This window comes from Escherichia sp. Marseille-Q3837, from assembly GCF_916618735.1.
GTDB lineage: Bacteria > Pseudomonadota > Gammaproteobacteria > Enterobacterales > Enterobacteriaceae > Escherichia > Escherichia ruysiae.
Genome location: NZ_CAKAKC010000001.1, coordinates 2,207,554 through 2,223,796, shown reverse-complemented (window position 1 = coordinate 2,223,796; position 16,243 = coordinate 2,207,554). Strand labels below are relative to the sequence as shown.

The window sequence follows — 16,243 nt, the reverse complement described above, 5'->3', positions numbered from 1 at the left end:
GATGCGCCAAGCATCGCATCCGGCACAGGCTCTCGCTCATGCCGGATGCGGCGTAAGTGTTACTGGAAGCAGGTGGCAAACCCTGATGTCGTCGCCGGGGAGATTGCACAGTCCAATGAGCCCGCAGGTTCAATGATACCGCAATAGAGGCTGCCAGAGCGGCTTTGCGATAAATACGGGAAGCTGGGCGATGACGGCCATCCCAACGCGCTAAAGCTGGAATGCAGCGTTTGCAGTTCGCTGTATTCCGGTGCATTCCCCAGTCTGCCGCACTGTTTCGCCAGATCCCATTTACTGCTGTCAACCGTATGCGCCAGCGCCCAGATTTCATTATTGACGACCGGCGTTACCGCTGCGACAGCATTCGACGGCAGTTCTGACTTCAGCAACGGACGGTGCAATGTTTTGCCGCTTACCGTCTCGGTGTCGCTCATATGCCCCCAGAAGTAGGCACTTGCCACGTTCGGGCTGGTCACTACTGTGAAAATGGCATCCATCGTCGCGGTGATGCTGGTGTTATCGGTCAGTGTCACCGTCAGCGGCGTTTTATATCCAGGCGTATTATCCTGTTTAATCATAAACGTCGCCGTACCGTCAGAACCGGTGGTTCCCTGAAGTGTATTACCGCTATCGGATAACGTGACCATCGCGCCAGTGGACGGCTGAACGCGCAGGTCATCCATCGCCGCCACGTCGCCATACAAAGTCGCCCCTGGGTTGCGTGGCACGGCATCACCGCGCGTCAGTGTAAAGGCCACGTTCGGCACCGGTTTCCCGGCGCTGTCTTTCACTGTGACCGTCACCGGCATAGATTCCCCTTTCTTCACCTTCGCAGCCTGAGTGGTAGCGTCAAATACCGTTGAGGTGAGCGTTACGGTAGACACCGAAACGTTAGGGTTCAGCAAGCAGGCCTGCAATGCGCGGCTTCTGCTCGCCGCCTCAGCCTGACCATTATACAAATCGACAGTCGCGCATCTGTTGGCTCCGCTGGTATCACACGTCGAGTCCACTGCCCACCAGGCATACCCCGATGACTCCACCGGCCAGCCGGTATCAGCCATCAATGTTCCATTGGGATGACGGTTATACAGCGATATAAGTTGCTCGTTGGTCGGCCAGCGCGCGGCCTCACACGCCGCCGTGCCGCTACGTTCCCTTTCCTGAACAGTAGGCACAAGCCAACTTTCACTATTTAAATCCTTAACGTGAACGCCTGAGGTGTTCGTTAACTCAGCCTTTATTTTAGGCCGCACAAAAACGGTGCCATCTGCCGCCGTCACCGTTTCCGCCATATGCCCCCACATGTTGGCTACTCTAACGTCCGGGCTGGTGAGAACCGTGAAAATTGCGTCCAGCGAGTCGGTTAGCATAGGGCTACTGCCAAGTGCTGATGCGGTTATCGGTGTTCTAAGACCGGTCGAGCTATCCTGGTGAAGATTCAGCGTCGCTTTACCCTGAGCATCGGTCTGAATAACCAGATAACTGGTATTACTCCGACCATTCATGCTGGCGCTTTGTATGGTTTGTGCTGGGTTGAACGTATCGGCCACCAAATCATCCGTCGTTACCGTTTCGCTGAGCGATGTGCCCGCACGATTGTAACTGGCGGCACGCAAAATCCCCACCGACTCAAATGCCGCAGGAGAGCCATCTGGTCGGGTCACCGTAATCGTCAGCGGCAGCGGTGAGCCTTTATGCGCTTTTCCGGCCGGCAACGAACTATCCCAGTTTTCCGCCGCCGTGGTCAGGGTAATTTTGCCTACCGACTCCGCACTCTCCAGGCAGGTCTGGAAGTTGAGATCTGTAGCATCTGAAGCTGCCTGCCCAGTCGTTCCCGATTTGAGATTAATGTACTGATAACTGATCTTCGCTGTGCCTGGACTGGTGACTACGCTTCGCGACCAGAAGTACGGTCTTGGCAATGTTGACTTATCCAGCGGCCAGCCCTGTGCCGTTTCAATGATTCCCGAAGGATACGCTTCATATAACGATTGCAAATCGTTAATAGACGGCAGTTTATCTTTACAACCTCCCTGCATACCACTCAGCGCATTAGCGATAGTCAGTCGCTGCCAGTTCTCATTGTTGACAATAAGCCCGTTTGAAGAACCTGCCTCCACTTTTAACAATGGACGTTTAAATACCTTGCCGTTATGTGCTGTTAAGGTTTCCGGCATATGCCCCCAGAAATTCGCTTTTGGCGTATCCGGGCTGGTGATGGCAGTGAAAATAGCACTCAGGGTATTCGACGTTATTGCGCTACCGTCATCGATTTCCGCCGTCAGTGGAATACGCGTCCCCTTCCCATTATTGGGCTGATATAGCGTAAATGTCGTCGTACCATCAGCCCCAGTCACGCTGTAATATTTATTGCCATCATCAAGGTAGTCGCTACTGTTACTGTAGCTGTCCCCTACATGTAACAACCGTGACTGGTTATCTATGCTAATCGAATTCGGGTTACGTGGCAGTGTGATACCATGATTCAGCGTAAACGGTACATAGCCCAGCGGGTTACCCTGCGCATCTCGGGTCGTCACTACCATAGTGATTTGATCCCCGACTTTGTTGTAATCTGTTCTGACTTTTACCGCATCGTTACCATCATATTTAGCCGCCTGGGCTGACCTCAACTCAATGGTGCTAACCGACGGGTTTGCCGTTGTCTGACAGGTCAAATACCCGTTGTCCGTTGCCGCCAGACTACTGCTGGTGCCGCCGTTAAGCTGCACGCCTTTGTATTTACGATCGTCAATACTGTTCTGGTCCGGCGTACTGGAGTCATAGGATTTCAGTATCGGCCAGCCGTCAACCGAGTGCCCGTGCCAGGCGCCAGAGAGCGCGACCAGCGAGTTCATGGAGGGGACATAATCCGTACCACAGCCGCCATTACTGTTCTTCGCTGCCTGCGCTTCTGTAAACAGCGCCCAGATTTCGTTATCTTCTTCCGGCCCCTTGCGTTTATTGCCGGGGCTACCGGTCAACTCTGAAAACAGGATCGGGCGCTTAAACGTCAGACCACCTGCCGTTAGCGTTTCCGGCATGTGCCCCCACATTTTTGCTTTTGCACTATCCGGGCTGGTGACGACGGTGAAAATGGTATCCATCGATGCATTTTTTGTTGGATCGGAATAGAGCCCAGCGGTGAGTGCCGTTTTCGTGCCATAGGTATCCGGGCGCGTAATGTTGAGTATTTTACTGCCATCGCTACCTGTCAGGGCGGCATACGCCGTAGCGGTATCATTGAGCGCCATTTCATCTGGCAGACCAGCATCAACCACCACCGATGAGACAACCCCATCGCTGCTGCCTGCCGTATGACGCTCACCTGGGCGGGTATAGCCATCACCGCGTTTCAGGGTAAACGGCATATCTGCCATCGGGTTACCGGCAGCATCTTTTACCGTCACTTTCACCTGCAACGTCTCGCCCTTTTTCAGCTTCGCTGCGTTAAGCGAACTGTTCCACTGCGCCTGGTTCACAACTTCAAGCATGATGATACTTGCAGGCGGATTAGCGGTAGCTAAACACGTCATATACGTTGGCGTGGTATTCGCACTCTCTATACTGCCGTTATTCAACCAGACCGCCGCCAGATGCGGCACTTTATCGACAGGTGTGCTGCTCCAGTACTCTTCACGCTGGGTTGGCCAACCGTGAACCGTCTGGATAGTATTATTGTCGTTGGCGGCATAAAGCATATTTAGCTGTTCTTTGCGCGGCACTTTATTGACTCCGCAACCGCCCGCCGCCGTATTTTCAATATCCGCCTGCGCCACGCGTACCCAGGTTTCGTTATTTTCAGCCAGTTGACTGGTTTCACCACTGACTTCATTAATCAGTTTTGGGCGTTCAAAGGTTAGCGACCCAACGGTGATGGTGTTATCCATGTGACCCCACATTTTCGCACCGGTCACATCCGGGCTGGTGGGAACGGTAAAGATCACGTAGTAGTTGATTGTGTTCGGCAGCACGGAATTGGTCGGTGTGACGATAAGTTTGGTTCTTAAACCTACCCCCTGCGGCTGCTCGATAACGACGGTCGCCATGCCCTGCGCGTCCGTGGTGCCAGAGTAGACCATCGAAGGCTGTGAGGTGCCATATTGCGTGCCGTTCAGGGTTATCGCACCATTGCTGGAATCGCTATAGTCGGTTGCCTTTCCTTCTCTATCAAGGCTGATATCTTTCGTGATAGTAAAGTCAGCATAAGGAATGGGCGCATTATTTTGACCATTGACTGTACGCACCGTCATGGTGATTTTTTCGCCGACTTTTGCTCTTGCCTGTTTAGAGGTGGGTGAAACATCTTTATCGGTTTCCACCACCACCCGCGCAATCAGTTCGTTGGCAGAACAGGAGAGATAGTTGGGTTTAAAACCGGAATAGGTATCCACTCCCCCCGTTCCCAGGTCTACAGACGAATGCAATTCGGCTTGCTGGGCGGCGGTAAGATAATCATAGTTTGCCGTCGGCCAGCCATGTTCAGTGCCTATCGTATTTCCCTGATGACCCGCAAATAAAATCTCCAGAGAACTTTGCGGGGGAATATGCCCCACACCGCATTCCGCCTGCATACTGGTATTCTGGTCAAACAATGCCCAGTCTTCATTATTTTCACGCATCATCCCTACTTCATGCGTCGTTTCATCCGCCAGGCGTGGGCGTTTATAGAGATTCCCCTCCGCCATAATCCCACTGCCCATATGGCCCCACATGCGGGCATATTCGCTGTCCGGGCTGGTGACCACGGTGAAGATGACGTCTTTGGCATCCGATGCGTTATAGTTACTACGCATCGCCGCCGTGATGTGTGTTTTCACACCAACGCCGTCTGGCTGACTTAACGTCAGCGTGGCCTGGCCATTAGCGTCAGTAATCCCTTCGTAATTATGCGCATCTACCTGTTGTAGGTTGGTGCCACCACTGATTTGAACCGGGTGCGTCTCCCAGGTGGGATTGGATTGATTTTTACGGTTAACGCCGTCGTCCAGATGCAAAGAGAAATAGTAATACGCTAACGGCTGATCGTTATTTTTGTTGTCAGTAATAGTCAGACGCATGATGGCGTCTTCCCCAACCTTCGCTTTCATCGCCTGCGCCGTATCATTAAAACTCGCGGGCGTGAGAACAATTTTCGGTTCGACGTCCGGAGCTTCTTTATCGACACAACTGACCAGGAATTTCGTCGCATCTGGTTTTTGCGCCTCGCTACGGTTAGAAACGTCAGCCGCGTGGTGCATTCCACTTGCCCCCGCCAGCGAAGACCAGTAATAGTTTCCCTGCATTGGCCATCCCGCCACTTCCTGAATCGAGGTGGGAATGACCGTTGCCAACGCGCCGAACTGACGCATACCCGGCAAAATGTCACAGTGGTTATCAGCCCCACTCCAGACAAACGTGGACCAGGTTTCATTGTGATCGTCTGCGGTGCCATCCTCATTGCTGACTTCCGCCGCCAGTTTTGGTCGGCTGAAGGTGTACTGCTGCGCTTTCAGCGTATCCGGCATGTGACCCCACATACTGGCGACCGCAACGTCCGGGCTGGTCAGAACGGTAAAAATCACTGCCGTTTCGCTGGTTTGTGTAATGCCTGGCAGACTGACAACCAGCGGAGTTTTTACGCCTGGTCCGGCAGGCTGCGTGACGGTGACGGTCGCGGTGCCGTTGGCATCGGTTGTGCCGTGATACTCTGTTGTGGTCGTGGTAAGTTCCGTGCTATCGATGCTCACCGGGCTGGTGTTATTGACAACATCCTGGCGATTCCTTGCGTCTTTCCGTTTGATAACAAAGGGAAGATTTCCTGTTGGGTTACCCTCGCAGTTTTTGGTGGTCACCGTTAAGGTTATCGTACTGCCGACGGTGGTTTTTGCTGCCTTTAGCGTATCGTCATAACCACTGACGCTTGCACTCACTAAATCCCCCTGGGCTGCGGCAATATTGAGCGTCACCTGCTTTTCGTTCAACAACACCGAACCCTGATTTGGCACGCCGGTCAGGGTAAAAAGATTCAGCGTCGGAAGCGTTTCTTTAGGGTCAAACTGTGGAATGACTACCAGCTTATGCCCCGCCAGGTTTTGCGCGCAGAAGGAGCGATCGGCGCGAGGCTGCGGGTCGAGCGGCACATTAGACGTGGCAGCCTCCGCCCATACCAGCGAAACGTCAGGTAGCGTTTGGTTTTGCCAGCGCAGCAGCGGCGGAGTGCTGAACATGTCACCTTCGGTATCGCCCGGGTTAATTAAAATCATACTGGTTGCGCTGGCATCCACGCTGAAGTTCCCCGGCGTGGCCGTACTGGCGACATTGTGCTCTTTGGCGGGATCAAGCTGGACGCTGCCCTGATAAACGGGCACGCTGGCGCTGTCTGCTATGGGAGGGGTGCCATTTATGGCATCCGTTGAAACGGCGGTATGTTGCCACTGGCTCCCTTTCAATGCTGCTACTGCTGGCGTAGCCAGAGTAAGCATTAAACATGCCATCACCATTTTTACGCGTTTCAATTTCCCGTCCATGAGTGAAACCTGCCCGTTAACGTTACTTTCTTACCTCAACCCACTTTGCTTAACGTTGGCTAAGCAAAGTGTGCGGAAAAGCACCATTCCCATACGGGAATGGTGCCGGTAAAGATTATTTTCTCTGGTAGTCGATAGACAAACCGTAGCCCTGAACACCGTCTGCGCCAATAGTGAGGCCGCCTTCGGAATAGTCGAAAGAGGTCTTCGCTTCGGCGTTGGTAACCGGGATGACCAGGTCGTTGTTGTTGTGGCTCGGGTTGACAATCCCGCCGTTAGTACCCAACTGCAAACTGGTGCCTGTAAAGCGCCAGCGGTAGTTGTACTGGTTGGTAACTTCTTCACCCGTATCATAGGTTCCATTGCTGTTTCCATCTTTCCACAGCATGACCTGATAGGTGGTATTGGTTTTGAGTTTGGTTGCTTTGCCCAGCAGGTTGGTATTAACGCCCTGTTCATGAATGACCACTTTAACCGCATCATCAAACACCGGACCTTCAGGAATATCATCGCTGTCAGAACCACCACCAGCATTTGTCGAGAGGTCAAGCATCACCAACTGTTCTGCGACGTTAGGGTCACCGGTTGTGGTGGTTGGTGTGATCTTCAAGCCGATGTATCGATCCGCATCTGCTGCAGCGATGGTGTAAGTGTCACTGCCAACTGTACCAATCTCTCTTGGGTCACCACCCGCTTGATCTTTGTAGCTCATCCATTGCAGCGTGGCTTTTGTCGCTGTGTTGTTGTCATCAAGATCGCCCTGGGTATCGCCAATGGCCCAGTTTGCCGTTAACTTATCGCCAACATGAAATTGCTTTTCGCCATCCGTTGAAGCAGTTCGCGCACCGCGATCAATAGTAATAGTCACATGAGATTTATCAGCATCGCTCGTTTCTGTCGCGCTACGAGTTATCCACGGCACTGTACCCTGAATCGTTCCGGTTGATTGCGTCTCTGATTGCCACTGACCAGCTCTTAGATTACCCTGCCCTTCTGCCATGGCTGCTGGCACTGCGCAGTACCCTGCTAAAGCCAGCGCCAGCGCAACTTTGGTCATCGGTCGCTTTAAATAATGTTTCATTCAACTCTCTCCTTGATTAATATCCAGTGACTGGCCGATCGAGCATTACGCCGATCTAGTGCTTGCTGTAAACCACACGTAATCCATACCCCTGCACGCCATCTTGTTTTTGGGCACCAAATTTCTGCACGGCTTCTTCGTTAGTGGCAGGGATGACAATATCTTCATTGCTGGTATTTGTTTGGGCACCGGTGTAGCCGTTAACGCTTTGCCCGGTAAATTCCCACTGGTAGTCGTATTGCGTCATTTCCTCTTCCGTCAGTTTTTCCGACTGCTGGAAAACGCCATCTTTGTTGGCATCGCGCCACAAAACAAAGCGGTAGGCGTTATCCACAGGCAAATGCTCTTTCTCATTGTCGATAAGATTGACGGGATTAGTCGCAGATACACGGTAGATAAACGCATTAACATCATTCCCTCCCGCACCAAGGAATGTCACATCCACATAGTTGCTGTCGTCATACGGAGCAGCTTTTGCTTTCCAACGGAAAGTGCCGGGTAACGTACTGGAGAGTGTGACGGTTCCTTTTTCTTTATCTTGTTTGGCGATAAAGACGCAGGGATTCTCGGTTGAACAAGGTTTATTGGTGAGCGTGACTTTTTTATCCTGCGCATCGTAAAGCTGCGGGGAAAGGTTATCTTCTGGCAGTGTATTGCCGTTGCGGTCAGTGTCATCACCGAAGCTGTCAGTGACGTCGAGATCCATCACCACGCCATCAACGCCGTCTGCCTGGGCGCTGGCTTCGTGGCTGTGATTGTTCTCTTCAGGTACATCCGCAATATTGTTGACGATCAGCTCAATTTTACGGTCTTGCTGCACGGTGATTTCCACCACACCGGAATTCTGCCGATTACCCTTTTCATCCTCCAGCGCCAACCGTACCCGCCAGGTATTCAACTTTTCCTGCTCTGCTTTATCGGAACTGTACTGCCAGGCGGGCAGCACCAGATTCCAGTGGTTGTTGTTACCTTCAGTGATGGTATTCGCTTTAACAACAGGCATGACCAGCGTGCGGGCAGCGTTATTTTTCGCCTGCCACGAGGCGGAAATAATTTTGTAATGATGGTTGATCAGCGCGTTGATGGTCCATTTACATTTTTCCAGTCCAACCGCTTCTTCTGGCGTGTCTTTAATCACACATTCCGGGTGCTCATTGGTGGCGTCCGCTTTAAGCCACAAGGTGACATCAAGTGGGTCTTTTTCTTTGTATTCCAGCACGATAAAGTTATTACGTTCGACGAAGTCATGGCGGCTCCCCATCAGCGAGTGAGCGACTTTGACGTTATCGCTATTCAGTTGATCTTTTAGCGGAACACCGAACTGATAATTAATCGTGGCGTTAACACTAAGATCACTGTTATCTCCAGTGCCTGCTTTATAGTCCGCCCCGACTGTCAATAACGGAACTGGTTGATAGTTCACGCCGAGCGTCACTGCATAGGGATCTTTTTCTAAATTATCGGTGCCGAACAACGCAACTTCGTCACCATAATATTGCTCGAAAACAACTTTGCCCCCCAACTGTGGATAAGAAGGTAGCCAGGCTTCCGCACGAACATCCCAACCACGCGCAGGTCGTTCTAAATAGAAGTCGAAATCTTTTGAATCTTTCCAGTCAGAAAGTGGATGATAATAGTTACCAGAAAGTTTTAAATAATCCGTCCAGGCTTCAGTCCCTAACCCTAAACGGCGATGTCCACGAGTGAAATCATAATCATAAAATATATTTCCACCCAATAACCATTTATCTAAATTATGTCTAACGCCGAAGCCAATATTACCTATCGTGCGTTCCTCTTTACGTTGAGCGGATAACTGGCTGAAATAAACACTTTTTTGAGAATCATATAAAGGAACAAAATAGTCGATTGAACTGCCGTCCAGCGAGCCATCATGACCGATAGAAAGATTCGAACGGACTTTACCGTATGGAGAAAGCGCACCTTCGATATAAGACTGTGCAGATGAGGTGATTTGCCCTTGCAGATAGCTTCTTGCTTGAGATTCCAGAGCTTCTGGGGTCAGGTTCTCAAATCCCTGCTGGGCGGATTCGGCGACGTAGTTGACACCACGCTCTTTCAAGGATTTACCTTTATTATTTTGTTCTTCTTGTAAGGCAGCTTCGCTTCCCAAATCCGGTAATGAAGAGTCACTTTGCTTAACATTTATCTCTGGTGTCGCATAAGCAGCACCAGAGATAAAAATTAGCATAAAATAGCGTATCCATCGCAACATGCCTTTTCCCTGTAACGATTTTATAATCTGAAATCAGCTTCGGCATTGTATTCCAGATAGTTCAGATATTACACACCAGAAATGCTAAATATATTCTTAAAGTTATAACAATGGGAGTTTGTTCACTCTAATTACGTGTTAAGCTAATAGAAATTGGCTCATTATATTTATACCAGGAATATATAAAAGAAAAATATATATTCCCGTGATATTAAGCAGTGGTAAATTTAACGCGCTTTTTAGAAATTAAACCGTGTCCATTCTGGCAGAAATAATCCACCGCGCCACAGGCTTTTAATACCTGTAACGGCTGATGACAGTCAGGGCAAAGCGCCTGAACAGTGAAATCTTTATCGCAAGTTGTGCAGTGAGCCGTCTCGCCATTGCGTTCGAGAGGGTTTTGGCAGACAGGGCAGTTGAGTTCCATATTTGTTCCTCGCGATTGGTTGGGTTTCTCTTCCTGGATGGCAAGAGAAACCCAATAAGTAATTACTTACTTTTCTTAATGTGCTTCATCAGACGCTTACGTTTACGCATCTGGGTCGGCGTCAGAGTGTTACGCTTGTTCGCATACGGGTTTTCCCCTTCTTTGAACTGAATACGAATCGGCGTACCCATCACGTCCAGAGATTTGCGGAAGTAGTTCATCAGGTAACGTTTGTACGAGTCAGGCAGGTCTTTCACCTGGTTGCCGTGAATCACCACAATCGGCGGGTTGTAACCACCGGCGTGGGCATATTTCAGTTTCACACGACGCCCGCGAACCAGCGGCGGTTGGTGATCTTCAACAGCCATCGTCATGATGCGCGTCAGCATAGAGGTCCCCACACGACGGGTGGAGCTGTCATACGCTTCACGTACTGATTCAAACAGGTTACCAACACCGCTACCGTGCAATGCAGAAATAAAATGCACACGGGCGAAGTCGATAAAGCCCAGACGGAAGTCCAGCGTCTCTTTCACCTGCTCTTTCACTTCCTGGCTCAGGCCGTCCCACTTGTTCACCACAATCACAAGTGAGCGCCCGCTATTGAGAATAAAACCAAGCAGGGAGAGATCCTGATCGGAAATACCTTCGCGTGCGTCAATCACCAACATCACAACGTTGGCATCTTCAATCGCCTGCAATGTTTTGATTACCGAGAACTTCTCTACCGCATCAGTAATTTTTCCGCGTTTACGCACGCCCGCAGTATCAATGAGTACATACTCACGTCCGTCACGTTCCATCGGAATGTAGATACTGTCACGCGTCGTGCCTGGCATGTCGTAAACCACGACGCGCTCTTCACCCAGGATACGGTTAGTGAGTGTAGACTTACCGACGTTTGGACGACCCACAATCGCCAGTTTGATCGGCAGACTTTGCGGGTCGAAGTCGTCTTCCTCTTCTTCTTCACCGTTCTCTTCCGCTTCAAATTGCGCCCAGTATTCAGCGTCTTCGTCGACTTCTTCTTGCGGTGCGAGATCTTCCATCCACGGCAGCAGCACGTGCTCCAGCAGACTTAATACGCCACGACCATGCGAAGCGGCAATTGGGTAAATTTCACCTAAACCAAGTGAATAAAAATCAACAATTGCTTGATCCGGGTCCAGTCCATCGGTTTTGTTCGCCACCAGGAAGGTTGGCTTTTCACGGGAACGCAAATGTTTGGCAATGGCTTCATCCGCAGGCATCAGACCCGCGCGCGCATCGACCATAAACAGTACGACGTCCGCCTCTTCAATCGCCAGCAGCGATTGTTCCGCCATGCGGGTTTCTACACCGTCTTCTGTACCGTCAATCCCGCCGGTATCAATACAGATAAACTCGCGGCCTTCAATTTCTGCACGACCGTACTTACGGTCACGAGTCAGACCCGGGAAATCCGCAACCAGCGCATCTCGGGTGCGAGTTAGACGGTTAAATAACGTGGATTTTCCTACGTTAGGGCGCCCGACAAGCGCGACCACAGGTACCATGTTTAAAGCCTCATTTTTATAAATCATCAGACAACGCACGCTATTTTCGCGTCGTTGTTAAAAACAGGAAAACGGCTCCTGTCCAGGAGCCGTTTTCAAAGTGAACGACAGAGACGATTAACGTGTAATGGAGTACACGGTTCCGTCTTTTGCCTGGATCAGCAGTTTGCCATCAGCGGCAACCGGGTCAGTCTGGAAACCAGAGCTATCAACTTTTTGTTGGGCAACGAAACGTCCATCTTCCACATTAATCCAGTGCAGATAACCTTCGCTATCACCCACCACCAGGTTGCCATTATACAACACCGGGGAAGTCAGCAGGCGGTGCAGCAGATCGCTTTGTGTCCACAGCGTCACGCCACCATCGATGGTCAACGCCATTACCCGGTCATTTTGATCAACCAGATAGATACGGTTACCGTCAACGATGAAATCATTCACCGAGCCCAGTTCGCGTTTCCACATAATCTGACCACTGCGCAAATCAAGCGCCGTCAGGTTACCATTATAGGCCAGCGCGAAAACAACACCGTTCACAACTACAGGCGTAGTATCAACATCGCTCAGACGGTCAATTTCGGTAGAACCCGTCGCCTGGGAGATACGCTGTTGCCAAATCATCTGTCCCTGCTGCATCAACACAGCACTGACGCGACCATTATCGCCACCAACGACTGCCGCACCAAATGCGGTTGCTGGCGCAGACTCGCCACGCAGAGAGAGCGAAGGCATATCAAGGTTAACGGTCCATTTAACAGCGCCATCAGCTTCGTTCAGCGCCTGCAACTGGCCGTTGCTGGTGTGAATCAACACCAGACCATCGCTGACCACCGGGCGAGAAAGTGCTTCACCCGCTACTTTGGTTTGCCATGCCACAGTACCATCGCTGGTGTTCAGCGCGTAAACCTGCGCTTTTTCGCTGCCAATATAGACATGACCACCTGCGACGGTCACGCCGCCGGAAAGTAATGCCGGCTCTTTAGATAACCAGCCATCTTTTTCAGCCAGGCTGACAGACCAGATTTCTTTACCGTCATCCGCATTCATCGCCTTTACCAAACCAGCGCGATCGGCTGCATAGACAACGTTATCCGCCAGTGCCGGATGAAGATTAGAGTAGAAGTTACCAATGCCGCTACCAACGGAAGTGCTCCACGCCGTGGTCGGCGTAAACTGGTTTTCAACGGTCGGCAATGGGGACATCTTGACCACATCTTCTTCACTGTTAAACAGCGAACAGCCGCTTAAAAGGGTAACGGAAAGCACTCCTGGCAGCAGTAATTTACGCAATTGCATCGGGTCCCTCTCAGATGGACAAATTATTAATTTTCATCTGCATCATTTCACTCAGTGCCGGGGTCACATCGCTTTTCACGCCTGCTTCCCACGCACTACGCGCACCTTGCTTATCACCTTTGCTCAGTAATGCTTCACCACGCAAGTCGGCAACAATAGCAGCCCAACCTTCACCTTTAATGGTATCGAGGGTTTTCAGCGCGGCATCAGTCTGCTTGAGCTGCACCTGAACTCGGGCAAGACGCAGATTTATCACGGCTTTGAGATTTTCATCGCTCGTGTCCGCCAACCCTTGTTGCAATTGAGCGGCGGCTTTCTCTAGTTCATTTTTGTCAACAAATTGCTGCGCAAGTTCCAAAGAAGCCAGCGCGCCGTAAGTATTTTTATTTTCAGCAGCGAATTTTTCCGCCGCCGGGATGCTGTCAGGTTTGCCTTCGCTAACTGCGGTAACCGCATTTTGATAGGCAAGAGAAGCGGAGCGTGCAGACTCAACCTGATGGCTGTTCCAGTAGCGCCAGCCAATCAGTGCGCCAACGCCTAAAATCACCCCAACAGCCAGTGCCTTGCCATTTTCAGCAAAAAAGCGTTTAACCGCTTCAACCTGGTCGTTTTCGTTCTCGTAAATTTCCACGCTGTCCTTCTCCTTCCTTAACCCAGTAACGTGTGCAAATGCGCGGCTACGCTATCCTGCGCAACTGCCGTTTGCTCACCAGAGCGCAAATCCTTCACTACTGCCGTACCATTAGCCACTTCGGACTCACCCAGCACCACAGCAACGCGGGCACCCCATTTATCAGCGCGGGCAAACTGTTTCTTAAAGTTGCCGCCGCCGTGGTTGGTCATCAGTTTCACGCCCGGTAATTCATCACGCAGACGCTCTGCTAATGCCATAGCCGCAGATTGTGTATCAGTACCCGAAGCCACCAGGTATATATCGACAACAGGATCGGCTTTAAATTCCGGATTAACTGCCTGAACTAACAACACCAAACGTTCCAGGCCCATCGCAAAACCGACTGCCGGTGTGGCGCGACCGCCCAGTTGTTCCACAAGACCGTCATAACGACCGCCTGCGCACACGGTGCCCTGGGAACCGAGGCTGTTAGTGACCCATTCGAAAACGGTACGATTGTAGTAATCCAGACCACGCACCAGACGCTGGTTTACGGTATAGGCAATACCTGCGCTCTCAAGCAGTTTGCACAAACCGTCAAAATGCTCGCGAGACTCCTCATCCAGATAATCGCCCAACGCCGGAGCGTCGTTGAGAAGCGCCTGCACTTCCGGATTTTTAGAATCCAGCACACGCAGCGGGTTGGTATACATGCGACGTTTGCAGTCTTCGTCCAGTTTTTCTTTATGCTGTTCAAGGAACGCAACCAGCGCATCGCGGTAATTGGCACGTGCTTCCAGCGAACCGATAGAGTTCAGCTCAAGAGTTACGTGTTCGGAGATACCCAGCGCGCGCCACCAGCGGGCAGTGAGCATAATCAGTTCGGCGTCGATATCGGGGCCTTGCAGACCGAAAACTTCGCACCCCAACTGATGGAACTGACGATAACGCCCTTTCTGCGGACGCTCGTGACGGAACATCGGCCCGATATACCACAGACGCTGTTCCTGATTGTACAGAAGACCATGCTCGATGCCGGCGCGTACACAGCCCGCCGTCCCTTCAGGGCGCAAAGTCAGGCTGTCGCCATTGCGATCCTCAAAGGTGTACATCTCTTTTTCAACCACGTCGGTGACTTCACCAATCGCACGTTTGAATAGCGGGGTCTGCTCTACAATCGGCAAGCGGATTTCACTGTAACCGTAGCTGCCGAGCACGTTTTTCAGTGTGCCTTCAATGCGCTGCCAGATGGCCGTTTCGCCAGGCAGGTAATCGTTCATGCCGCGAATGGCTTGAATGTTTTTTGCCACGTTTATTCTCTTTCTGAATATAAAAATGAACCCTCAACGCTTCCCTCAATGTTTCGGGAGCCATGCGGGTTCAATCATACACGGGAAGCGAGGCGCTTCCCATCACGTTATTATTTTTCAACCTGCTGAACGTCAATTCGACGCGCTTCGTCCAGTTGGCTGGCTTTCGCACGAATGCGTGCTTCCAGCTGGTCGATCATGTCGTTGTTGTCCAGACGGTCTTTGCGCACGCCATCTTCATAGAGGCCGCTTTTCTTGTTGCCGCCCGTAACGCCAAGCGTAGAAACCAGCGCCTCGCCCGGGCCATTCACCACGCAGCCAATAATCGAAACGTCCATCGGGGTAATGATATCTTCCAGACGTTGCTCCAGCGCGTTAACCGTACCGATAACGTCAAATTCCTGACGCGAGCAGGTCGGGCAGGCGATGAAGTTGATGCCGCGCGAACGGATGCGCAGCGATTTCAAAATATCAAAACCGACTTTGATCTCTTCGACCGGATCAGCCGCCAGCGAGACGCGCAGTGTGTCGCCAATACCTTCCGACAACAGCAGACCTAAACCAATAGCCGATTTCACCGCCCCGCTGCGTGCGCCACCGGCTTCGGTGATCCCCAGGTGCAGCGGCTGATCGATCTGTTTTGCCAGCAGACGATAAGACTCAACGGCGAGGAAAACGTCAGACGCTTTCACGCTGACCTTGAATTGATCAAAGTTCAGACGATCGAGATGATCAACATGGCGCATGGCAGATTCCAGCAGCGCCTGCGGCGTCGGTTCGCCATACTTTTCTTGCAGATCTTTTTCCAGCGATCCGGCGTTAACACCAATACGAATCGGAATGTTTTTATCGCGCGCACAGTCAACCACCATGCGAATGCGTTCTTCATTACCGATATTGCCAGGGTTAATGCGCAGACAGTCAACACCGTATTCCGCTACTTTCAGCGCAATGCGATAGTCGAAGTGGATGTCGGCTACCAGCGGCACGTTAACCTGCTGCTTGATGAGCTTGAACGCTTCTGCCGCGTCCATCGTCGGTACAGAGACGCGAACGATATCAGCGCCGACACGTTCCAGCGCCTTAATTTGATTGACCGTAGCTTCGACGTCTGTCGTACGCGTATTGGTCATGGACTGTACGGCGATGGGTGCACCATCGCCAATCGGCACATTCCCAACGTAAATACGTGTTGATTTTCTACGTTGAATTGGAGCCTGGTTATGCATGAAAAAT

General features: G+C 51.5%; 9 protein-coding genes. All 9 read right to left on the bottom strand.

Features of this window, described 5'->3' with window-relative positions:
- Window positions 1-59 precede the first annotated feature (59 nt).
- Window positions 60-6,509 (bottom strand): DUF823 domain-containing adhesin, encoded by a 6,450-nt coding sequence (locus LG381_RS10365; RefSeq protein WP_225762377.1) that lies wholly within the window; start codon window positions 6,507-6,509, stop codon window positions 60-62.
- Window positions 6,510-6,624: 115 nt separating this feature from the next.
- A complete protein-coding gene (locus tag LG381_RS10360; RefSeq protein ID WP_000683616.1) occupies window positions 6,625-7,590 on the bottom strand; it encodes a SinI family autotransporter-associated protein in 966 nt (321 codons plus the stop codon).
- 55 nt (window positions 7,591-7,645) lie between these two features.
- Window positions 7,646-9,826 (bottom strand): intimin-like inverse autotransporter SinH, encoded by a 2,181-nt coding sequence (gene sinH, locus LG381_RS10355; protein ID WP_222680736.1) that lies wholly within the window; start codon window positions 9,824-9,826, stop codon window positions 7,646-7,648.
- A gap of 211 nt (window positions 9,827-10,037) precedes the next feature.
- Window positions 10,038-10,253, bottom strand: coding sequence for a zinc ribbon domain-containing protein (locus LG381_RS10350; RefSeq protein ID WP_000422359.1), 216 nt, complete (start codon window positions 10,251-10,253; stop codon window positions 10,038-10,040).
- Between the two features lie 62 nt (window positions 10,254-10,315).
- Entirely contained in the window at window positions 10,316-11,788 is a 1,473-nt protein-coding gene (gene der / locus LG381_RS10345; protein WP_024165069.1) for a ribosome biogenesis GTPase Der, read from the bottom strand.
- Between the two features lie 117 nt (window positions 11,789-11,905).
- Complete coding sequence (gene bamB, locus LG381_RS10340; protein WP_001177079.1) at window positions 11,906-13,084, bottom strand: outer membrane protein assembly factor BamB; 1,179 nt, start codon at window positions 13,082-13,084, stop codon at window positions 11,906-11,908.
- Between the two features lie 10 nt (window positions 13,085-13,094).
- Window positions 13,095-13,715, bottom strand: a complete 621-nt coding sequence (gene yfgM / locus LG381_RS10335) for an ancillary SecYEG translocon subunit YfgM (RefSeq protein ID WP_000409213.1) — start codon at window positions 13,713-13,715, stop codon at window positions 13,095-13,097.
- Window positions 13,716-13,732: 17 nt separating this feature from the next.
- The gene (gene hisS / locus LG381_RS10330) at window positions 13,733-15,007 is read right to left on the bottom strand and encodes a histidine--tRNA ligase (RefSeq protein ID WP_032225951.1); all 1,275 of its coding nucleotides are present in this window, start codon (window positions 15,005-15,007) and stop codon (window positions 13,733-13,735) included.
- Between the two features lie 110 nt (window positions 15,008-15,117).
- Window positions 15,118-16,236 (bottom strand): flavodoxin-dependent (E)-4-hydroxy-3-methylbut-2-enyl-diphosphate synthase, encoded by a 1,119-nt coding sequence (ispG, locus tag LG381_RS10325; RefSeq protein ID WP_000551807.1) that lies wholly within the window; start codon window positions 16,234-16,236, stop codon window positions 15,118-15,120.
- Between the last annotated feature and the right edge of the window lie 7 nt (window positions 16,237-16,243).

What these genes read in the sequence shown, in the direction of transcription:
- der (WP_024165069.1), bottom strand. Translation starts at nt 11,788, where the DNA reads ATGGTACCTGTGGTCGCGCTTGTCGGGCGCCCTAACGTAGGAAAATCC.
- sinH (WP_222680736.1), bottom strand. Translation starts at nt 9,826, where the DNA reads ATGTTGCGATGGATACGCTATTTTATGCTAATTTTTATCTCTGGTGCT.
- ispG (WP_000551807.1), bottom strand. Translation starts at nt 16,236, where the DNA reads ATGCATAACCAGGCTCCAATTCAACGTAGAAAATCAACACGTATTTAC.
- LG381_RS10350 (WP_000422359.1), bottom strand. Translation starts at nt 10,253, where the DNA reads ATGGAACTCAACTGCCCTGTCTGCCAAAACCCTCTCGAACGCAATGGC.
- bamB (WP_001177079.1), bottom strand. Translation starts at nt 13,084, where the DNA reads ATGCAATTGCGTAAATTACTGCTGCCAGGAGTGCTTTCCGTTACCCTT.
- LG381_RS10365 (WP_225762377.1), bottom strand. Translation starts at nt 6,509, where the DNA reads ATGGACGGGAAATTGAAACGCGTAAAAATGGTGATGGCATGTTTAATG.
- LG381_RS10360 (WP_000683616.1), bottom strand. Translation starts at nt 7,590, where the DNA reads ATGAAACATTATTTAAAGCGACCGATGACCAAAGTTGCGCTGGCGCTG.